Here is an 18,260-nt window from a genome sequence, read left to right as displayed (position 1 = left end):
CTTGGGCGCTTCGCCGCGTTGCTGAATGAAGATTCAGACAGGCCGGCGCGCAGATACCGCCCTGTCCTGGCAGGAAGTCTAGCAGGGTCACAGCAAAAGCTCCACCACGATCAGCTAATGTATCGCAGAGCGCGGCTCCGCTATCGCTAGCTGTTGGTTATCTGAGATCTCGGATAGGGCATTTGTCGTTACGCATTGAAATTCAATGGCATCCACAGGTTGCAGCTGCAGCGATCGGGGTGCGGGTTTTGATGATCCCGGATCGCAATTGCAAACAATTGTGGTGCAACGGTCCGACCCTGCCTTTGGCGCACCGGAACAAACCGGCCTGGAAGCGAGTTTCCAACGCATATCACGCCAACATGAAATGAGGGCACTCATGCGCATCGTTGTTCTGGCGACCAGCCTGGCGTTTCTTCTCCTGAGTGGATCGGCTTTCGCGGCCGACGAAAAACCACTGCCCCCGCCCAATGCCAAGAAGCTGTCGGAGATCATCGCCAAGGTCGAACAGCGCAACGACTTCCACTATGTGAAGGAGGTCGACTGGGATAGCGGCGTCTATACCGTCACCTACTATACGAGCGACAAGGCGAAAGTCGAAATCTCCTACGATCCCGTGACTGGCGAGACGAAATAGGGTAGCCAACGCGCCGCAGACCTATGGCACGGCGCCATATGCTCTTGCGCCGGCACATCTTTGATGGCTGACTGCGGCTCTATAATTGCGGGCACGGGGTGCATGGCAGTGGTAAAGCACGTATCGAAGCGCGTCCTGATGATGCTCGCCGGTTATCTGGGGGCGGTGCTGGTGGGGCTGTTCGCGGTGGTGGCGATATACGCCATACTGAGTTCGCTGCCCAACGCGCCCGAATATTTCAGCGTTGTGGGCGTTAGCCCGATCGCGGCAGTGTTGGTGCCGCCGCTCGGCATGTTCATCTATTTCCTGACGATCATTCTGACCGGGATGCAGACGCTTGTCTTCGCCCTGATCGCCGAGTTCTTTTCGTTGCGCAATGCCCTGCTGCACATGGTGTTCGGCGCCATCGCGGCGGTCGCGGGATTCGCCCTGATCTGGTCGGGCGCGTCGGAAAGTCCGGAGCGCTGGGCCGATATGGGTATCATCGGCACGGCGGGTGTCGTGGCCGGCCTGGTCTATTGGCTGATTGCCGGCCGCGACGCCGGTTTCCAGCGGCCGCTCTTCGAGCGAGCCTGAGTCAGGCCCGAGGGCAGGCTTTAGGCGACACGCCTCAGCTCGCCGGCGAGCGAACCGCCTCGGTCGCGTCGAGCGCCTGCATCAGCCTTGTGTCGCGGTCGTAGACGTCGCCGAAATATTCGACATTGCCGGACATGTCGGGCCAAGCGGTGAAATAGGCGACATAGACCGGAATGGTCCGCGTCACATTCTCGGTCGAATGTCCGTGCTTCAGCTTCTCGACGACATAGTCGACCGATGTGCCGAGCACCGCTGCCGCCATGCCGCGCGGATCCTGCAATCGGACGCAGCCGTGGCTGAGCGCGCGCATGTCGCGCTCGAAGAACGACTTCTGCGGCGTGTCATGCATGTAGATGGCGTGCTTGTTGGGGAACAGGATCTTCAGCTCGCCCAGCGCATTGGCCTCGCTTGGCAGCTGGCGCACGCTGTAGGGGATGTTGGCGCCATAGCCACCCCAATTGACCGCCGATGACGGGACGCGCTTACCACGCGAATCCGTGACTTCGTAGCCGGCGCGGTCGAGATAGCCCGGATCATTGCGCAGCCTCGGCAGCATCTCGTTGACGATGATCGACTGAGGCACGCCCCAATAGGGATGGAAATCGACCTGCTTGATCTCCTTGTAGAAGAAGGCGGTCTGGTTGGTCGTCCGACCGATGACCACGCGGGTCTTCAGCTTCACCTCGCCACTGTCGATATAGCTTGCGGTGAAGGCCGGCTGGTTGATGAAGACGCGCGGACTGCCGAGATCGGAAGGCAGCCAGCGCAGTTCCTCCAGCGCCACCTCCACCTTCCCGATCTTGTCGGCCTTGGACGTGCCGGCGAGCGACGCGACCGTGCGCGGGCCGATGACGCCGTCGCCTTTCATGCCGGCCCGCTTCTGTACGGCCTTGATGACCGGCACCAGCTCGGGGTCGTAGATCTCGCTCTTGCCGAGTCTCGCCAGCACCTCGCCAAAGTCGCCGCCCATCTCGTCGTCGAGATTGCGCGCGATCAGCGTCAGCAGCTTGGGCAGTTCGGGACTGGTCTCGCCGGGTTTCAGCAAGAGCTTGGGATCGACGACGATCTCGTTCTCCTCGCTAGCCTGGAGCGCTTCCAGCTCGACGCGCAGCGCCTGGTATTCAGGGTTTTGCGGATGCCGCGATTCGAGATAGGTGCGAACTTCCTGCGTATGCGCCAGCGTCTTCAGCACGCCTTCCATGTCGAGCGGCTTCGGCGGAAAATCATAGTAGCCGGTCATGCGGTTGGGGTCGACGCGACCGCTCTGGGCGTCATGGGTGTAGCGCAGCACGCGCGCCGACAGCGCCATCTCGAAGCGGACGAGTTCCTTCAGGCGCTCGTCGGGAGTGGCCGACGACGCCGCGGCGGTCGGAACGTCGACCGTATAGTCGGTCGGCGTCAGGCCGTAGCTCGCGGCCTCGCCAAGCACCCGCAGCGCATCCTGCGCACGGCTGTTGGGAGCAGTTCCGCTGACCCAGATGAAATCCGGATTGGCCGAGTAATAGGCGATCAGCGCCTTGGCGATGTCCGGTTCGGCATAAAGCTCATAGTCGCTGAGACCGGCAATCGCCTCAGTGAAAGCATTGCGGGTGACGGACGGCACGAAAGCGGCGTCCTGCGGTACCGCGGGCTGCGGCATCAGCGCGGCGAAGTCGACACGCACCAGCCGGTCGGTCTTGTAGGTGTAATAGGATGGGCTGCTGATCCTGGTGCCGCCACCGCCATCGGGTTTTGGCTTCAGCTTGTATTTGGGTGGCGGCGGGAATTCGCCTTGCGGGTCATGTCGAACACCGCCGCCGAAAAGCATGTCGAACAGGCCCTGCGCGCTGGCCTGCGGCACGGCGATCGCCAGCGTGGCCGCGACCGCAATCGGCAATATGGAGGCTCTGTTTCCGAAGATATTCATGGATCACCCGCTCCGGTTGCGACCGGCTCCCGTTCCGCGCCGCTAGACGATCTTGCCAACCGCATGGCGGATGTAAGCCGCGACTATACCGATTCATACCGATTTCGTTAAGCTTCCATAAATTTCGAGGGGTCTGTTGCAGAACGGTTTCACAAGTTTGTGACGGCCGGAGGGAATTCGTTTCTGCTCCGGCCGGTTGAAACCTGGGGTGCGTCAGGCGTTGGCGCCGCCATCGATGGTCAGCGCGGCGCCGGTGACGAATCGGCCCTCGGGCCCGGCCAGCCATGCGACCATGCCGGCGATCTCCTCGGCCTTGCCGAATCGGGGAGTCGCCATCTTGCGCCGCTGGTGCTCGGCATGCGGACCATTTGCCGGGTTCATGTCGGTATCCGTCGATCCCGGATGAACGACGTTGGCGGTGATGCCGCGCGAACCGAGGTCGCGTGCCAGTGCCTTGGTCAAGCCGACAAGGGCCGCCTTGCTCGTCGAATAGGCGCTGAGGCTGGTGTCGGTGACGCGGTCGGCCAGATTGCTGCCGATGGAGATGATGCGGCCCCCCTCGCCCATATGCATGGCCGCCGCTTTCGAGGCGACGAACGGCGCCCTCAGATTGACCTCCATGGTCTCGTCGAAGTCGGCAAGTGACAAGGTGTCGATTGGCGCGGCGCGCCAGATGCCGGCACTGTTGACGAGGATGTCGAGCCGCCCGAAGGCGTTGACCGCCTCGGCGACCGCCTGCTCGATCGCGACGGCATCGCGGTTGTCGGCCCTGATCGCAATGGCGCGGCCGCCGCTTTCCGCGATTTCCGTGACGATCGCATGTGCCGGCGCCTCGCCGCTGACATAGGTGATGGCGACGCTGGCGCCGTCGGCGGCCAGTCGCCGTGCAATCGCCGCGCCGATACCACGGCTGCCGCCGGTGACCAGCGCCGCCTTGCCGTTCAAGCTGTTGGATGACATTTGTTTTCTCCTTTTATGTAACGATCGATACATAAATATCTGTCAGCCTTGCCCGCGTGCGTCAACTTATTTATGTATCGGTCAACACAGAAAAGAATGCATGCCGGAACGAGGCCGCCCGCGCACTTTCGATCGAACCGCCGCCCTGCGGCGGGCGATGGAGGTGTTTTGGGTCAAGGGCTATGAAGGCGCCTCAATCAGCGACCTGACGGCGGCGATGGGCATCAACTCGCCCAGCCTCTATGCCGCCTTCGGCAGCAAGCAAGCGCTTTTCCTCGAAGCGACCGAATTCTACACGCAGGCCGAAGGAACCGAGATCTGGGCCGCGCTCGACAAGGCGCCGACAGCATGCAAGGCGATCGAGAACTTTCTGCGCCAGACGGCCAAGGCCTACTCGCAGAGCGACCGCCCGCAGGGCTGCCTGATCGCGCTCGGCGCGCTGCATCAGGATTCAAGCAGCGGCGCAATTTGCAATGATTTGCGCCGCCGCCGCGCCGAAAACCGCGCGGCTCTGCTGAGGCGGATCGAGCGAGGCGTGGCGGAGGGCGAATTGCCGGCTGGTTTCGACAGCCGCACCGCCGCGACCTTCTATGCAACCCTGCAGCACGGGATGTCGATCCAGGCACGCGACGGCGCATCGCGCGCGGCGCTCATGGCGACGGTGGCCGGGGCAATGGCGGCATGGAAGGCAATGGCCGGCACGGCGTGACAAATGCTCGATGTTGTGCTGGAAATCCCGTCGGCCAAAACGAGCGGTCGGGAAGGACGTGTGGGTGAAAAAAGGATATCGCGAACTGCTCGACGAGGCCAATGCCGCGATCGAGGTGATGTCGCCGGAGGAAGCGGCCGGGCTGCTCGACGACGAGGCACGGTATTCGTCGATCTGCGCGATCCGCGCGAGGTGGAGCGCGACGGCAGGATCCCGGGCGCCAAACATGTCACGCGCGGCATGCTGGAATTCTGGATCGATCCCGAAAGCCCTTACCACAAGCCGTTCTTTGCGTCGGGCAGAAACTTTGTCTTCTTCTGCGCCGGCGGCTGGCGCTCGGCGCTGGCCACTAAGACGGCGCAGGACATGGGGCTTGCGCCGGTCAAGCACATCCTCGGCGGCTACACCGCCTGGAAGGCGGCCGGGCTGCCGGTCGAGTCCGGGCAAAGGAAGAAATAGAATTTAGTGCAGAGATACCGGCTCGCGCTCGCCGGCGACGAAACCGACTGCGCATTCGACCACGCCCTTGTCGGCGAGGATGCGACGGTGGCCGAGCCCCTCGGCCCAATGAAGCCTGACATGGTCGCCGGCGCCGGCATAGCGCGTTGCATGGTCGGCGGAGACCTCGCGGTCGTCGGGCGCGTGGATGACCAGCGTCGGCACCGACGCCTGGGCAAGCTGACGATCGCCGGTGAATTCGCGCAACGGCCGGCCGGATAGTTTTTCGACGCGGTCGGCCATGGCGACCTGCGAACGCGGACCGACATTGAGCATGCGGCTAAAGTCGTCGAAGATCGCCGGCAAAGAACTCGGCGCCGCGATCAGCACCAGCCGCTCGGCCGCCACCGGCTGGACACCTCTGACGGAACCGGCGACGGCGTTGGCGGCGACGGCACCGCCGAAGGAATGGCCGACGATTACCGCGAATGGGCCGAACCATTCGCCGGCCACCCTTGCCGCGTCGACCGCGTTGACCATGTTCAGGCGGCGGCCTTGCGACTGGCCGTGACCCGGCAGGTCGAGCGAGACAACCCTGTAGCCGGCATTGCGATAGCCTTCGATTAGCGCGCGCATATATTCGGTGCGCGAACGCCAGCCATGGATGACCAGCACGGTGCCTTGAGCGCCCCTGCCCGGCTCGGGCCGGAATTCATGCAGCATGACGCAGCCGGTTCTGGTCCTCAGCCGGTGGTGGCGCGCCTCGGTCATGAAAGCGGCGGCGCGGTCGACGGCGCGGCGCTCGCCGTCGCTGAGGGCTTTCACATTGGGCGTACGGCAAAACAATTCGAACGCGGCGCGGCCGCTCAGACGCGGTGCCACATGCTCGGCGGCGCCGAACACACCCCGGATGACCTTCAAACCAAATGATGCCATAGTGGCGATCCATCCATTCGTTCAAGCATGAACATAATAGTTCAAACATGAACATTAAGCAAGAGCTGCCCTGGGACAACCCGCGTTTTCGCAACTGGGTCGCGGTGGCGCGCGCTTGCCATGTGCTGGAGCGCACGCTGGCGGTGAAGCTGGCGCCGCTGGATCTCAAGCCGGCGCAGCTCGACGTGCTGATGAACCTCTATCGCCATCCCGGCATGTCGCAGCACGATCTTGCCCGCAAGCTCTTGGTCGGCCGTTCCAACGTCACCATGCTGTTGCCGCAGCTGGAAACGCGCGGCCTGCTGCGCCGCGAAGGCGACGAGAAGGACAAGCGGGTGCTGCGGCTGACGCTGACCAATGACGGCGAGGCCCTGCTGATGCAGGCGCTGAAGATCCATATGGCGCTGATCGAGAAAGCGATGAGCCAGTCGACGCCGGATCAGTGCGACATGATCGGCGAGCAGATGCGCAAGATCTATGAAGTGCTGAAGGACGCGTGAGCCGGGACGCCCCGCTCACCACATCGTCTTCTTCGCCCGCTCCGGCCATTCCTTGTCGTAGGTCTCGCCGTCGATGTTCTTGCGGCTGGTGATTTCGAGGATCTGGCCGGGCGTCGGCAGCGACTTCGGGTCGACATGCCGTGCCGGGTTCCACAGGTCCGAGCGGACGATGGCCCGGGCGCACTGGAAATAGACCGAATCGATATCGATGACGGTGACCGAACGCGCCGGCTTGCCGTCGACGCTGAACGAGGCGCACAGCGCGGGATCGGTGGTGATGTGGGCGCTGCCGTTGACGCGCAACGTCGTGCCGGAACCCGGCACCAGGAACAGCAGGCCGACGCGCGGATCGCGGATGATGTTCTTCAGCGAATCGGCACGGTTGTTGCCGCGCCGGTCCGGCATCATCAGCGTCTTCGGATCATGGATGCGCACGAAACCGGCGAGATCGCCGCGCGGCGAGCAGTCCAGCCCCTCTGGTCCGCTGGTCGCGAGCGATACGAAAGGCGAGGCCTCGATGAAGGCCGCGTATTCGGGGATGGCATGGTCGAGTTCCTTGACCACCGATGCCTCGCCGGGCAGTCCATAGAGGGCTTCGAGCTGTTCGACCGTGGTGATGACGGACATGTTTTTCGTCTCCGAACCTTTGCCGGCGCTACTCCAGATCGATGACGCTATGACGACAGCGGCATGAAGTTAGCGGTCGCGGCTGAGTCCCTTTTCCGCCAGCTCGGCGAGATAAGCGTTCCAGCGCTCTTCCTTTTCATGACCGAGCGCATGCAAATAGTTCCAGGTGAAGATGCCGGTGTCGTGGAAATCGTCGAAGGTGATGCGCACGGCATAATTGCCGACCGGCTCGATCTTGAGGATTGCGACATTGCGCTTGCCGGGAACGGTCACCCGCTGGTCCGGCGAGTGGCCCTGCACTTCGGCCGAGGGCGAGGCAACGCGCAGCAATTCTGCCGGCAGTTCGAACGGCCGGTGATCCGGAAAGGTGACGGTGAGCAGCTTGCGGTCTTTCGAGACCCTGAGTTCCTTCGGCGCCGTCATGCTGATCGTTCCTGCGTTACGTCCGCCCCTCCCTACGCTGCTTCGCCACACGCGAAAAGGCCGTTGCAAGCCAGCCGACACGCAATGTCGGTCGGGGAATGTTACCAAAGATCAAGACCGGCTATCTTGAATGAAAGGCCGGATCGTATCACATAGCGGTATATAACGACGCCACTCACGGCCACGGAAACGCTGAACATGGACATGATCGACCCATTCGGTCGCACGATCAGCTACCTTCGCGTGTCGGTCACCGACCGCTGCGATTTCCGTTGCACCTATTGCATGGCCGAGGACATGACCTTCCTGCCCAAGAAGGATCTGTTGTCGCTTGAAGAGCTCGACCGGCTCTGCACCGTGTTCATCGAAAAGGGTGTGCGCAAGCTGCGCCTTACCGGCGGCGAGCCTCTGGTGCGCAAGAACATCATGCATCTGGTTCGCCAGCTTTCGCGCCACCTCGACAGCGGCGCGTTGGAAGAATTGACGCTGACCACCAACGGCTCGCAGCTGTCGCGCTTCGCCCAGGAGCTTGCCGATTGCGGGGTCAAGCGCATCAACGTCTCGCTGGACACGCTCGACGCCGACAAGTTCCACCAGATCACCCGCTGGGGCCATCTTGGCAAGGTCATGGAAGGCATCGATGCGGCACAGGCTGCTGGGCTGAAAATCAAGCTCAACGCGGTGGCATTGAAGGATTTCAACGAGGCCGAACTGCCTGACATGATGCGCTGGGCGCATGGCCGCGGCATGGACCTCACCGTCATCGAAACCATGCCGATGGGCGAGATCGACGCCGACCGCACCGACCAGTATCTGCCGTTGTCGCTGCTGCGCGCCTCGCTCGAGCGCCAGTTCACGCTGAGCGACATTCCTTACAAGACCGGCGGCCCGGCGCGCTATGTCCATGTCGCCGAGACCGGTGGCAGGCTCGGCTTCATCACGCCGATGACGCATAATTTCTGCGAGAGCTGCAACCGCGTCCGGCTGACCTGCACCGGTACGCTCTATATGTGCCTCGGGCAGGAAGATGCCGCCGACCTGCGCGCGCCGCTGCGTGCGTCCGAAGGCAACGAACTGGTCGCCGCGGCAATCGACGATGCCATCGGCCGCAAGCCGAAGGGCCATGATTTCATCATCGACCGCCGTACCAGCCGCCCCTCGGTATCGCGGCATATGAGTGTCACCGGCGGCTGATTTTTTCTTGCGATTGGTGCAAGATCGGCCGGGCCATCGGCCGCGGGAGGCACCGTGAAGCGCTTTCATCTCATCGCCCTTGCGTCGTTCGTGACGATCGCTGCAACCGCTGCGATCGCGGCGCCATTCACCTACGTCAACGCGCGCTTCGGCACCGTCTGCACCTTTCCCGACGAGATATTCACCTTGCCCCAGCCCGAGCCGGACAATGGCGACGGGCAGCAATGGCTCAGCGCCGATGGCGCCAGCCTGATTTGTTCGGGCATCCTCAATATCGATGACGATACGCCGAAGGGCTTTGTCGCCGCCGAGAAAGCCAGCAAGGAGCCGGGCTACAAGATCACCTACAGCAAGACCGGCAAGGACTGGGCGGTGCTGTCGGGCATCAAGGGCGAGGCCATCTTCTACGAGCGCCGTCTGTTTGGAAAAGACGGCGTCATCCGCACGGTCTGGATCGATTATCCGCCAGCCCAGCAGTCCAAATACGATCCGCTGGTGGGCGCTATTGCGGGCAGCCTCAAGGGGCCGTGAGCATTTTGCGCCACACCACGAAATAATCCATATCCGCCAAGTGGCATTGGATTTACCGACTCGATGTTCCGGCCTAAGCCTTCGCCTGGAGTGGTTCTTCACTCGCAGGGGGAAAACAACATGCGTAAACTCATTCTTTCTCTTGCATTGCTCGGCCTCGCAGCGGTGCCGGCAACGGCGCAGTCGATCGGTGGCACCTACACGGTTGCTGGCACCAATTTCGACGGCTCGTCCTATGGCGGCGAGGCAACCATCACACTGACCAGCGAGACGACCTGCACGATCCATTGGGAAACCGGCGGTTCGTCCTCGGACGGCATCTGCATGCGCAACGACAATGCCTTTTCTGCCGGCTACGCGATGGGCAAGGAAATCGGCCTAGTCGTCTACAAGGTGGAGAAGGATGGCTCTCTCCACGGCCTGTGGACGATCGCCGGCAAGGACGGCAACGGCACCGAGGTGCTCACGCCCAAGAAGTAAGCTCGACCGATCTTCTGCGGAATGGGCCACAATGGAAAGCCGTGGCCCATTCCTTTGACGTTGCTGTTTTGCGGCCGGCTGATACAGGCTGACGCAAAGCACAACCGGTGACCGCCCTTGCCTCTTTCGCCAAATCTTCGCGGCGCGCTGTTCATGGTGGTGGCCATGGTCGGCTTCACCCTCAACGACGCGATCACCAAATTCTCCTCGGAATCGATGAACATGGCGCAGGTCATGCTGATCCGGGGCGCCTTCGCCTCGCTGTTCGTCGGCCTGCTTGCCTGGCAGCGCGGCGCGCTGGCCCGGCCGGCCTCGATGCTGCAGCCGATGGTGGCTCTGCGCGTCGCCGGCGAGGCTGGCGCCACGGTGTCGTTCCTCCTTGCGCTTGCCCACCTGCCGATCGCCAATGTCTCTGCCGTGCTGCAGGCGCTGCCGTTGGCGGTGACGATGGGGGCTGCACTTGTGTTCAACGAGGGCGTCGGCTGGCGGCGCTGGCTGGCCATCGCGATCGGTTTTGCCGGCGTGCTGATCATCGTGCGGCCGGGCTTCGAAGGGTTCAGCGTCTATTCGCTGCTGGCGCTGGCCAGCGTTGCCTGCTGCGCAGTGCGCGACCTTGCTACCAAGCGCGTCCCGCAGGCGATCCCGACCTTGCTGGTGTCGACCGCCACGGCGCTGGCCATGACGGTGCTGGGCGCGGCACTGCTTTCGCCGATGGGCGGCTGGACGCCGATGAGCGGCGAAGCCACGGCGCTGCTGGCGCTGGCGGCGGTGCTCGTGCTGATCGGCTACCAGTTCATCATCATGGCGATGCGGTCGGGCGACATCGCCTTCATCGCGCCGTTCCGCTACACCGCCCTGCTCTGGGCGATCCTGCTCGGCCTGGTCGTCTTCGGCGACATCCCCGACCTGCCGATGATCGTCGGCGCGTCGATCATCGTCGGTTCCGGCCTCTATGCGCTCTACCGCGAACGGGTCGTCGGCAAGCGACAAACCGCCGCCGAAAGCGCTGGACCTGACATGGCGCCGGACGGCATATAGATCGCCCCGAGACCCCGCGATTTCGGGCTGAAGAGAAGACGGCGGATCATGGACAGGGACATTGCAGGGATCATTCTGGCCGGCGGCCAGTCACGGCGCATGGGCGGTGGCGACAAGACGCTGCTTGCGCTGGATGGCCGCAGGCTGCTCGACCATGTCGTCGCCCGTCTTGCTCCGCAGGTGGGACCGATGGCGCTGAGCGCCAATGGCGATCCGCTGCGCTTTGCCAGGTTCGGGCTGCCGGTGCTTGCCGATACGGTGGAAGGCTACGCGGGACCGCTTGCCGGAATACTGACCGGCCTGGAATGGGCGTCCATGGCTTGCAACGGGGTGGTCACCGCCGCCGGCGATACGCCGTTCCTTCCCGAGGACCTGGTCGAACGGCTTGTTGCGGCAGCAGCCGAACGGCCCGGGGCCATCGCCGTTGCCAGTTCGGACGGCAAGCGGCATCCGACATTCGCGCTCTGGCCGCTCGGTCTGCACGACGCCTTACGCCGGTTCCTGGTCGATGAGGACAACCGGCGGGTCTCCGCCTTCATCGAACGGCATGGCTTTGTCGAGGTCGAGTTTCCGATGTGGAGTTCCGGCGAACACGCGATCGATCCGTTCTTCAACATCAACACGCCCGATGACCTTGCGGCGGCCGAGCGTCTGTTGCAGAGCATCAAACCATGAGACGCGTCTTCGGCATCACCGGCTGGAAGAATTCCGGCAAGACCACACTGACCGAAAAGCTGGTCGCCGAACTGGTGCGGCGCGGCTGGAAAGTGTCGACGGTCAAACATGCCCATCATGATTTCGACATCGACAAGCCGGGTGCGGATAGCTTCCGCCACCGCCAGGCCGGCGCGACCGAGGTCGCGGTGGTGTCCGGTCGCCGCTGGGCGTTGATGCACGAATTGCGCGGCGAAGACGAGCCGACGCTGGACACTATCCTGTCGCGGCTGGGGTCCTCCGATATCGTGCTGGTCGAGGGCTACAAGCGCGAGGCGCACAAGAAGATCGAAACGCGGCGTCTGGAGGCCAAGGACCGCACGCCGCTTGCAGCCGGCGATCCCAACATCGTGGCCATCGCCGCCGACTTCGCGGCGGATGGACAAGGTCTGCCTGTGTTCGATCTCGACGACGTGAAATCGATAGCCGACTTCGTCGAAGGCGTCTCAGGCCTGAAGCGCTGAACGGGCCGGCAAAACATCGTTCAGCCGCCGCCGAACTTGTTTCCAGACTCTAACCTTACGTCATCTTTGGCCGGGGATGCAAATCCCCGAGGCCACTGTTTTGCAGTTGCTTTTTTCGGAGAAAGAGTGGGAGTATCGCCGCCAGCGGGCGGTTAAAAAGCACCGCCCTCAGAGCCGCATGGAACAGCGGCCGGGACAATATGAGAGGATCATCATGCATATTGCATTGCGTATCGCGCTCGCCGCATCGGCCGCGCTGCTGACCTTGGGCGTCGCCCAGGCTCAGGAAAAAACCCTGAAGATCGGCACGGAGGGCGCCTATCCGCCATTCAACAACTTGACTTCCGACGGGCAGCTCGTCGGCTTCGACATCGACATCGCCAAGGCTCTCTGCGACGAAATGAAGGTGAAGTGCACCTTTGTCGCCCAGGATTGGGACGGCATCATTCCGGCGCTGCAGGCAGGCAAGTTCGACGCCATCGTCGCGTCGATGTCGATCACGCCAGAGCGCGCCGAAAAGGTCGACTTCACGCATAAATACTACAACACGCCGCCGGCGATCGTCGCGCCCAAGGACAGCGACATCAAGGGCGTGAGCAAGGAAGACCTGGCCGGCAAGACGATCGGCGTACAGGGTTCGACCACGCATTTCAACTATTCGACCAAGACCTACACCGACAGCACGGTCAAGCCCTATCCGACCGCGCAGGAATACCAGCTCGACCTCGCCAATGGCCGCCTCGATGCCGCCAATGACGACATCGTTGTGTTGCAGCAGTGGCTGGATTCGCCTGACGGCGCCTGCTGCAAGCTGATCGGTGCGATCAAGCCGGTCGTCGAAATCCACGGTCCGGGCGCCGGCATTGCGGTGCGCAAGGGCGAGACCGACCTGGTCAACCAGTTCAATGCCGCGATCGACGCCATTCGCGCCAACGGAAAATACAAGGAAATCAACGACAAGTACTTCAAGTTCGACGTCTACGGCGGCGATTCCTGATCGCGGCCTTCTGATCCAGAGAACGGCGGGATAGTCCCGCCGTTCTTGCAAGAACAGGCCGGGCACGAGGGGTGCTGCGGCGTGACTCTCCAAAGGCATTTGGGAGAACAGGCGAGCGGATGCTGAGCGTTTGGACGCTTCTCAGTTGGGGACCCGATGGCTGGCTTGACGACATCGTCTCTGGTGCCGCCGTCACCGTTCTTCTGGCGCTGGCAACCCTACCAATCGGTTTGACGATCGGCTTTTTCATAGCGCTGGGCAAACAGTCCGAGGAGCCCTCGCTGCGCATCGCGGCCAACATCTACACGACGATCTTCCGTGGATTGCCCGAGCTGGTGACGCTGTTTCTGTTTTTTTTCGGCGGCCCGCTGATCCTGCAATATCTCATCAGATTGGTAAGACCCGAGGCGACCATCGACGTTAACGCCTTCGTCGCCGGCATGATCGTGCTTGCCATTATCTTTTCGGCCTATGCCAGCGAGGTATTCCTTTCGGCTTTCCGGGCCATCCCCAAGGGCCAATATGAAGGCGGCTATGCTGTCGGCCTTTCATATGCGCAAACGATGCGCAAAGTGATCTTGCCGCAGTTGGTCCGCATCGCGTTTCCAGGCTTGGAGAATTGCTGGCTGAGCCTGCTGAAGGACACGTCGCTGGTGTCGGTGGTCGGCCTGGCTGAGACTCTGCGTCAAGCCGGCGTGGCAGCACGCGTCACCAAACACACCTTCCTGTTCTTCAGCGTGGCCGCGGTGGTGTTTCTTATCCTGGCGGTCGTTTCATCCTTGGCTACCGGCGCCATACAGCGCTCGCTTAGCCGGCGGGAGGCACGGCGATGAGCGTTGTGGCCGACGCCAAGACGGCTGTAGAACGGCCTCCCCCGCGTGCACGTGGCTGGCCGCGTTCACGCATCATCGGTTATGTGCTGATAGGCATCTGGATTGCTGCCGGCGGCGGCATCGTCGCCTATATGGCTTGGGCCTGGAACGGCGAACTCTTTGCCAAATATGGTCCGAGCTACATAGAAGGCCTCGGCGTCACGCTTTCGCTGGTCGGCATTTCGATTGTGCTGGGCGCCATCCTGTCGCTTCCCGTCGCCTATGCGCGCATGTCGAAGAACCGCATCCTGTCCGGTCTTGCCTATTGCTATGTTTATTTTTTCCGCGGAACGCCGCTGCTCGTGCAGGCCTTTCTGGTTTACTACGGGGTCGGCTCGTTCAAGCCGCAACTCGAGATGGTTGGGCTGTGGGGCTTTTTCCGTGAGGCGTTCAACTGCGGCATCTTTGCCTTTGCCCTGAACACGGCTGCCTATCAGGCTGAGATCCTGCGTGGCGCCATCGAAAGCGTGCCGAAGGGCCAGTGGGAGGGTGCTGCTTCACTCGGCCTGCATAAATTGCAGACGTTGTGGAAGATCATCCTGCCGCAAGCTTTGGTCGTCGCGCTGCGGCCCTATGGCAACGAGCTTATCCTGATGATCAAGGCGTCCGCGATCGTCGCCATCATCACCGTGTACGATCTGATGGGCATGGCAAAGCTTACCTACTCCCGCACCTTCGATATCCAGGCCTATATCTGGGTCGCCGTCGTGTATCTGGTGATTGTCGAGATCTTGCGTCATGGCATCGAATGGATCGAACGCCGGATCACCATCCACCTCAAGCGCTGACAAGTTTCCGGATTTAGGCCCAAGACACGACCGGCATCAGCATCTTGACGAATCCGCCGCAAGGCCTAGACGTTCCACGGCAAATTCTCGTTTCCTCTGGAAGGTAGGCCTATGGCATCGGTGGCATTTCTCGGTCTTGGCGTCATGGGTTACCCGATGGCCGGGCACCTCAGGAACAAGGGCGGCCACGACGTCACCGTCTACAACCGCACCACGGCAAAGGGCGAGCAATGGGTCGGCCAGCATGGTGGCCGGTTTGCGGCGACGCCCGCAGAAGCGGCCGAGGGCAAGGATTTCGTCTTCTCCTGCGTCGGCAATGACGACGATTTGCGCTCGATAACGACGGGCGCCGACGGCGCCTTCAAGGCGATGAAGAAAGGCGCGGTCTATATCGACAACACCACTGCGTCGGCCGAGGTCGCGCGCGAACTGGCCGAGAAGGCGGACGCACTTGGCTTTTGCTTCCTCGATGCGCCGGTCTCAGGCGGTCAGGCCGGTGCCGAAAATGGCGTGTTGACCGTCATGGTCGGCGGCGGTCAGGAAGCCTTCGACAAGGCGAAGCCGGTGATCGAGGCCTTCGCCCGAATGGTCGGGCTGATGGGGCCGGCAGGTGCCGGCCAGCTCACCAAGATGATCAACCAGATCACCATCGCCGGGCTGGTGCAGGGATTGGCCGAGGGCATCCATTTCGGCAAGAAGGCCGGGCTCGATATCGAGAAGGTCATCGAGGTGATCTCCAAGGGTGCCGCCGGCTCGTGGCAGATGGAAAACCGCCACAAGACCATGATTGCCGGCAAATATGATTTCGGCTTCGCCGTGGACTGGATGCGCAAGGATCTCGGTATCTGCCTCACCGAAGCCGACCGAAATGGCGCCAAGCTGCCGGTGACGGCGCTTGTCGACCAGTTCTACAAGGATGTGCAGGCGATGGGCGGCAGGCGCTGGGATACGTCCTCGCTGCTGGCGCGCCTGGAGAAGTAGACCCGCGATGTCCCTGCCCGGCCCGAGTTGGAGCGCGCGGGACATCATCACCCATCTGCGCTTGATCGGTACCGAGGCCAATCGCGCCGGCATGGCGCGGTTCGGCATCAATACCGCGACCGCGATGGGCGTCGGCAATTCCGATTTGCGGCCACTGGCGCGCAAACTGAGGAAGAACCATGAACGCGCGCTGGTGCTGTGGGATAGCGGCATCCGCGAAGCGCGGCTGATGGCGGCCTTTACCGGCGAGCCGAAAAAGATCACCGTCGGACAATGCCGGCGCTGGGCCGGCGATTTCGATAGCTGGGAGATCGTCGACACGGTCTCTGATCTGTTCATTGACACGCCGTTCTGGTGCGAGCTCGTTGAGGAATTCGCCAAGGACGAGCGCGAGTTCGTCCGCCGCACGGCCTTCGCCATGCTGGCCTGGGGAGCGGTGCACCTGAAGAAGGAGCCGGATGCGACGTTTTCGTCCTATCTGCCACTGATCGAGCGCCATGCCGGTGATCCACGCAACTTCGTCAGGAAGGCGGTGAACTGGGCGCTCCGGCAAATCGGCAAGCGATCGGCCCGCTTGCACGGCCCTGCCCTCGCGCTTGCACAAAAACTCGCGGCCTCGGCCGACAAGACAGAGCGCTGGATCGGCAAGGACGCGGTGAAGGAACTTTCCGATGCCAAGACGGTCGAGCGGCTCGCCGCCAGAAAAGCCTGATCTGATCAACATCCGCTTTGTCGAGGTGACGCGAGCGACGCGCGTGGATTTCGAAGGGTTTTTCGAACAACCGGGCGCGCCGAAATATTGCTGGTGCATGGCTTGGCGCAATCTCTCCAGCCGCGAGCATGTCGACAACGACGAAAAGAAACGCGCAATGATGGCGCTCGTCGAGGCCGGCACGCCGGTCGGCATTCTTGCCCAGGCCGATGGCAAGACCGTCGGCTGGTGCTCGGTCGCGCCACGCCAGACCTATCGCAAGCTGTCGCGCCACCAGGACGACAGCGAGACCGGCATCTGGTCGATCGTCTGCCTCTACGTGCCGAGGGCATTGCGCGGCGGCGGCCTCGCCGGCGCATTGCTCGATGCGGCGATCGATCATGCGTTCGCCAAGGGCGCCGGGACGATCGAGGCCTATCCGGTCGACAAGGCATCGCCGAGCTACAGTTTCATGGGTTTTCGCGACATGTTTTTGGCCCGCGGCTTCCGCGAGACCGGCATGGCCGGATCTCGCAGACATGTGATGCGGCTCGAGCGTTGACGACATTGCTGGCGGCGTCTTTACTTGGAGCCAAAGGAAGCGGCCGATGAGCAACCGTCTCACATCAGGCACAGCGCTCGCAGCTCTGTTGTTTGTGTCCACTGCCGCCGATGCCTCGGCCGAGACCGCGCATGTATTCTGGAAGGATCTGCGCCCGGCAACTCAGGCGGTCGCCGAAGATGCCGGCCTGCCAATGATCGCGGCAAAATTGCCCGACCACGGCGAGACATTGTCCATCAATCTGCAGGACAAGACCATTCAGATAGCCGGCTATGCGCTTCCGGTCGATCGCGACGGCGACCTTGTCTACCAGTTCCTGCTGGTGCCGTGGACGGGCGCCTGCAGCCATATGCCGACGCCGCCGCCGAACCAGATCGTGCTGGTCACGCCGGCACATCCATACAAAATGTCGGAAGCCTACCAGCCGGTCTCCGTCACCGGCACGCTGCAGCCGAGCATGGAGAAGAGCCAGCTTTTCATCCTCGACGGCGTCTCGGTCATCCAGTCGGGTTACACTGTGCGCAAGGCAGAGGTGGCAAGCGTCGACACCGTGCCGGACACGATGACGCTGCCGGTGAATTCGCCCTGGAGTTTCCTCAACAAAAAGAAGAACTAACTCATTGAGCCTCAGGCGGCGTTGGCGCCCGATTCCTTGTCCAGCACCATGTAGTCAAGCGGGATTTCGGTCGTGTACTTGATCTGCTCCATGGCGAAAGAAGACGACACGTCGCGGATCTCGATCTTGGCGATCAGACGCTTGTAGAATGCGTCGTAGGCGGCGATGTCGGGCACCACGACGCGCAGCAGGTAGTCGACATCGCCGCTCATGCGGTAGAACTCGACCACCTCCGGAAACTCCTGGATGACCTCGGAAAAACGCCGCAGCCATTCATGGCTGTGCGAATTGGTGCGGATCGACACGAAGACGGTGACGCGCACATTGACCTTCTCGTGGTCGAGGATGGCGACGCGCCGCCTGATGACGCCCTCTTCCTCGAGCTTCTGGATGCGCCGCCAGCACGGCGTGGTCGACAGGCCGACTTTCTTGGCGACATCGGCGACCGCGAGGGTCGCATCCTCCTGCAGGAGGCGAAGGATTTTTCTGTCAAGGCGGTCCATTGGATGCTCCTGATGCATGTCGCCCAAAAGTGCGCAGCGGTTTTGGGATAACGACATGCAGAAAACAAGAAATCAAAGCGCGTCAAGGCTTCCCTTCAGGCGCGACGCGCTTTGGGG

23 protein-coding genes and 1 pseudogene are annotated in these 18,260 nt (G+C 62.4%); 18 read left to right on the top strand and 6 right to left on the bottom strand.

All coding sequences use genetic code 11. From position 1 onward, the window contains the following. Positions 1-379: 379 nt before the first annotated feature. Both D3227_RS21165 and D3227_RS21160 read left to right on the top strand, forming a co-directional pair. Complete coding sequence (locus tag D3227_RS21165) at positions 380-637, top strand: PepSY domain-containing protein (RefSeq protein WP_120016274.1); 258 nt, start codon at positions 380-382, stop codon at positions 635-637. A 102-nt stretch (positions 638-739) separates the two neighbouring features. Further along, positions 740-1,213 carry a hypothetical protein gene (locus D3227_RS21160; protein WP_120016241.1) on the top strand — a complete coding sequence of 158 codons (474 nt, stop codon included), beginning with the start codon at positions 740-742 and terminating at the stop codon, positions 1,211-1,213. Between the two features lie 34 nt (positions 1,214-1,247). Here D3227_RS21160 and D3227_RS21155 read toward each other — a convergent pair whose 3' ends face one another. Together D3227_RS21155 and D3227_RS21150 are read right to left on the bottom strand one after the other, a co-directional pair. Then, positions 1,248-3,119 carry a L,D-transpeptidase family protein gene (locus D3227_RS21155; RefSeq protein ID WP_120016240.1) on the bottom strand — a complete coding sequence of 624 codons (1,872 nt, stop codon included), beginning with the start codon at positions 3,117-3,119 and terminating at the stop codon, positions 1,248-1,250. A gap of 213 nt (positions 3,120-3,332) precedes the next feature. Next, positions 3,333-4,079 carry a 3-oxoacyl-ACP reductase family protein gene (locus D3227_RS21150; protein WP_120016239.1) on the bottom strand — a complete coding sequence of 249 codons (747 nt, stop codon included), beginning with the start codon at positions 4,077-4,079 and terminating at the stop codon, positions 3,333-3,335. 100 nt (positions 4,080-4,179) lie between these two features. On the opposite strand from D3227_RS21150, the gene D3227_RS21145 reads away from it, so the two are divergent. Both D3227_RS21145 and D3227_RS21140 read left to right on the top strand, forming a co-directional pair. Continuing rightward, positions 4,180-4,788 (top strand): TetR/AcrR family transcriptional regulator, encoded by a 609-nt coding sequence (locus D3227_RS21145; RefSeq protein ID WP_120016238.1) that lies wholly within the window; start codon positions 4,180-4,182, stop codon positions 4,786-4,788. Positions 4,789-4,852: 64 nt separating this feature from the next. After that, positions 4,853-5,247: pseudogene (locus D3227_RS21140) on the top strand (rhodanese-like domain-containing protein). Between the two features lie 3 nt (positions 5,248-5,250). On the opposite strand, the gene D3227_RS21135 reads toward D3227_RS21140, so the two are convergent. Beyond that, positions 5,251-6,162 carry an alpha/beta hydrolase gene (locus tag D3227_RS21135; RefSeq protein ID WP_120016237.1) on the bottom strand — a complete coding sequence of 304 codons (912 nt, stop codon included), beginning with the start codon at positions 6,160-6,162 and terminating at the stop codon, positions 5,251-5,253. 47 nt (positions 6,163-6,209) lie between these two features. Here D3227_RS21135 and D3227_RS21130 point away from each other — a divergent pair, with 47 nt between their 5' ends. Then, on the top strand, positions 6,210-6,662 hold the full coding sequence (locus tag D3227_RS21130) for a MarR family winged helix-turn-helix transcriptional regulator (protein WP_120016236.1): 453 nt from the start codon (positions 6,210-6,212) through the stop codon (positions 6,660-6,662). 15 nt (positions 6,663-6,677) lie between these two features. Here the strand turns inward: D3227_RS21130 and D3227_RS21125 are convergent, their stop codons facing one another. Continuing rightward, positions 6,678-7,289, bottom strand: coding sequence for a pyridoxamine 5'-phosphate oxidase family protein (locus tag D3227_RS21125; RefSeq protein WP_120016235.1), 612 nt, complete (start codon positions 7,287-7,289; stop codon positions 6,678-6,680). A 69-nt stretch (positions 7,290-7,358) separates the two neighbouring features. Continuing rightward, positions 7,359-7,712, bottom strand: a complete 354-nt coding sequence (locus D3227_RS21120; RefSeq protein WP_120016234.1) for a gamma-butyrobetaine hydroxylase family protein — start codon at positions 7,710-7,712, stop codon at positions 7,359-7,361. 198 nt (positions 7,713-7,910) lie between these two features. On the opposite strand from D3227_RS21120, the gene moaA reads away from it, so the two are divergent. The 13 genes from moaA (at position 7,911) to D3227_RS21055 (ending at position 17,640) form a co-directional block, all read left to right on the top strand. Further along, positions 7,911-8,906: a GTP 3',8-cyclase MoaA gene (gene moaA, locus D3227_RS21115; protein WP_120016233.1), complete on the top strand. Its 996-nt coding sequence runs from the start codon at positions 7,911-7,913 to the stop codon at positions 8,904-8,906. 54 nt (positions 8,907-8,960) lie between these two features. After that, positions 8,961-9,437 (top strand): hypothetical protein, encoded by a 477-nt coding sequence (locus tag D3227_RS21110; protein WP_167480787.1) that lies wholly within the window; start codon positions 8,961-8,963, stop codon positions 9,435-9,437. 120 nt (positions 9,438-9,557) lie between these two features. Continuing rightward, positions 9,558-9,917, top strand: coding sequence for a hypothetical protein (locus tag D3227_RS21105; RefSeq protein WP_120016232.1), 360 nt, complete (start codon positions 9,558-9,560; stop codon positions 9,915-9,917). Positions 9,918-10,034: 117 nt separating this feature from the next. Then, positions 10,035-10,955, top strand: coding sequence for a DMT family transporter (locus D3227_RS21100; RefSeq protein ID WP_120016231.1), 921 nt, complete (start codon positions 10,035-10,037; stop codon positions 10,953-10,955). Between the two features lie 48 nt (positions 10,956-11,003). Beyond that, on the top strand, positions 11,004-11,630 hold the full coding sequence (gene mobA, locus D3227_RS21095; protein ID WP_120016230.1) for a molybdenum cofactor guanylyltransferase MobA: 627 nt from the start codon (positions 11,004-11,006) through the stop codon (positions 11,628-11,630). After that, positions 11,627-12,133, top strand: a complete 507-nt coding sequence (gene mobB / locus D3227_RS21090; protein ID WP_120016229.1) for a molybdopterin-guanine dinucleotide biosynthesis protein B — start codon at positions 11,627-11,629, stop codon at positions 12,131-12,133. The genes mobA and mobB overlap by 4 nt, the downstream gene beginning before the upstream one ends. Positions 12,134-12,347: 214 nt before the next feature. Further along, entirely contained in the window at positions 12,348-13,130 is a 783-nt protein-coding gene (locus D3227_RS21085) for an ABC transporter substrate-binding protein (protein WP_120016228.1), read from the top strand. Positions 13,131-13,249: 119 nt separating this feature from the next. Next, the gene (locus tag D3227_RS21080) at positions 13,250-13,963 is read left to right on the top strand and encodes an ABC transporter permease (RefSeq protein WP_120016227.1); all 714 of its coding nucleotides are present in this window, start codon (positions 13,250-13,252) and stop codon (positions 13,961-13,963) included. Continuing rightward, entirely contained in the window at positions 13,960-14,790 is an 831-nt protein-coding gene (locus D3227_RS21075) for an ABC transporter permease (RefSeq protein ID WP_120016226.1), read from the top strand. The genes D3227_RS21080 and D3227_RS21075 overlap by 4 nt, the downstream gene beginning before the upstream one ends. 111 nt (positions 14,791-14,901) lie before the next feature. Further along, positions 14,902-15,771, top strand: a complete 870-nt coding sequence (locus tag D3227_RS21070; RefSeq protein WP_120016225.1) for an NAD(P)-dependent oxidoreductase — start codon at positions 14,902-14,904, stop codon at positions 15,769-15,771. 7 nt (positions 15,772-15,778) lie between these two features. Next, positions 15,779-16,483, top strand: coding sequence for a DNA alkylation repair protein (locus tag D3227_RS21065; RefSeq protein ID WP_120016224.1), 705 nt, complete (start codon positions 15,779-15,781; stop codon positions 16,481-16,483). Next, complete coding sequence (locus tag D3227_RS21060) at positions 16,443-17,024, top strand: GNAT family N-acetyltransferase (RefSeq protein WP_120016223.1); 582 nt, start codon at positions 16,443-16,445, stop codon at positions 17,022-17,024. Before D3227_RS21065 ends, D3227_RS21060 begins: the two co-directional genes overlap by 41 nt. A 46-nt stretch (positions 17,025-17,070) precedes the next feature. Beyond that, the gene (locus D3227_RS21055) at positions 17,071-17,640 is read left to right on the top strand and encodes a DUF3299 domain-containing protein (RefSeq protein WP_120016222.1); all 570 of its coding nucleotides are present in this window, start codon (positions 17,071-17,073) and stop codon (positions 17,638-17,640) included. Positions 17,641-17,651: 11 nt separating this feature from the next. Here D3227_RS21055 and D3227_RS21050 read toward each other — a convergent pair whose 3' ends face one another. Then, complete coding sequence (locus tag D3227_RS21050) at positions 17,652-18,143, bottom strand: Lrp/AsnC family transcriptional regulator (RefSeq protein ID WP_040982768.1); 492 nt, start codon at positions 18,141-18,143, stop codon at positions 17,652-17,654. Between the last annotated feature and the right edge of the window lie 117 nt (positions 18,144-18,260).

The organism is Mesorhizobium waimense (assembly GCF_003601975.1).
Taxonomy (GTDB): domain Bacteria; phylum Pseudomonadota; class Alphaproteobacteria; order Rhizobiales; family Rhizobiaceae; genus Mesorhizobium; species Mesorhizobium waimense.
Note: the sequence above shows the minus strand (reverse complement) of the source record. Positions and strands in the feature narration are given on the sequence as shown.

Excerpts from the sequence above, each read along its gene's own strand:
- mobB (WP_120016229.1), top strand. The coding sequence starts at position 11,627 with ATGAGACGCGTCTTCGGCATCACCGGCTGGAAGAATTCCGGCAAGACC.
- D3227_RS21085 (WP_120016228.1), top strand. The coding sequence starts at position 12,348 with ATGCATATTGCATTGCGTATCGCGCTCGCCGCATCGGCCGCGCTGCTG.
- D3227_RS21135 (WP_120016237.1), bottom strand. The coding sequence starts at position 6,162 with ATGGCATCATTTGGTTTGAAGGTCATCCGGGGTGTGTTCGGCGCCGCC.
- D3227_RS21075 (WP_120016226.1), top strand. The coding sequence starts at position 13,960 with ATGAGCGTTGTGGCCGACGCCAAGACGGCTGTAGAACGGCCTCCCCCG.
- D3227_RS21065 (WP_120016224.1), top strand. The coding sequence starts at position 15,779 with ATGTCCCTGCCCGGCCCGAGTTGGAGCGCGCGGGACATCATCACCCAT.
- mobA (WP_120016230.1), top strand. The coding sequence starts at position 11,004 with ATGGACAGGGACATTGCAGGGATCATTCTGGCCGGCGGCCAGTCACGG.
- D3227_RS21080 (WP_120016227.1), top strand. The coding sequence starts at position 13,250 with ATGCTGAGCGTTTGGACGCTTCTCAGTTGGGGACCCGATGGCTGGCTT.
- D3227_RS21150 (WP_120016239.1), bottom strand. The coding sequence starts at position 4,079 with ATGTCATCCAACAGCTTGAACGGCAAGGCGGCGCTGGTCACCGGCGGC.
- D3227_RS21160 (WP_120016241.1), top strand. The coding sequence starts at position 740 with ATGGCAGTGGTAAAGCACGTATCGAAGCGCGTCCTGATGATGCTCGCC.
- D3227_RS21060 (WP_120016223.1), top strand. The coding sequence starts at position 16,443 with ATGCCAAGACGGTCGAGCGGCTCGCCGCCAGAAAAGCCTGATCTGATC.
- D3227_RS21165 (WP_120016274.1), top strand. The coding sequence starts at position 380 with ATGCGCATCGTTGTTCTGGCGACCAGCCTGGCGTTTCTTCTCCTGAGT.
- D3227_RS21050 (WP_040982768.1), bottom strand. The coding sequence starts at position 18,143 with ATGGACCGCCTTGACAGAAAAATCCTTCGCCTCCTGCAGGAGGATGCG.
- moaA (WP_120016233.1), top strand. The coding sequence starts at position 7,911 with ATGGACATGATCGACCCATTCGGTCGCACGATCAGCTACCTTCGCGTG.
- D3227_RS21145 (WP_120016238.1), top strand. The coding sequence starts at position 4,180 with ATGCCGGAACGAGGCCGCCCGCGCACTTTCGATCGAACCGCCGCCCTG.
- D3227_RS21125 (WP_120016235.1), bottom strand. The coding sequence starts at position 7,289 with ATGTCCGTCATCACCACGGTCGAACAGCTCGAAGCCCTCTATGGACTG.
- D3227_RS21130 (WP_120016236.1), top strand. The coding sequence starts at position 6,210 with ATGAACATTAAGCAAGAGCTGCCCTGGGACAACCCGCGTTTTCGCAAC.
- D3227_RS21070 (WP_120016225.1), top strand. The coding sequence starts at position 14,902 with ATGGCATCGGTGGCATTTCTCGGTCTTGGCGTCATGGGTTACCCGATG.
- D3227_RS21055 (WP_120016222.1), top strand. The coding sequence starts at position 17,071 with ATGAGCAACCGTCTCACATCAGGCACAGCGCTCGCAGCTCTGTTGTTT.
- D3227_RS21120 (WP_120016234.1), bottom strand. The coding sequence starts at position 7,712 with ATGACGGCGCCGAAGGAACTCAGGGTCTCGAAAGACCGCAAGCTGCTC.
- D3227_RS21105 (WP_120016232.1), top strand. The coding sequence starts at position 9,558 with ATGCGTAAACTCATTCTTTCTCTTGCATTGCTCGGCCTCGCAGCGGTG.
- D3227_RS21155 (WP_120016240.1), bottom strand. The coding sequence starts at position 3,119 with ATGAATATCTTCGGAAACAGAGCCTCCATATTGCCGATTGCGGTCGCG.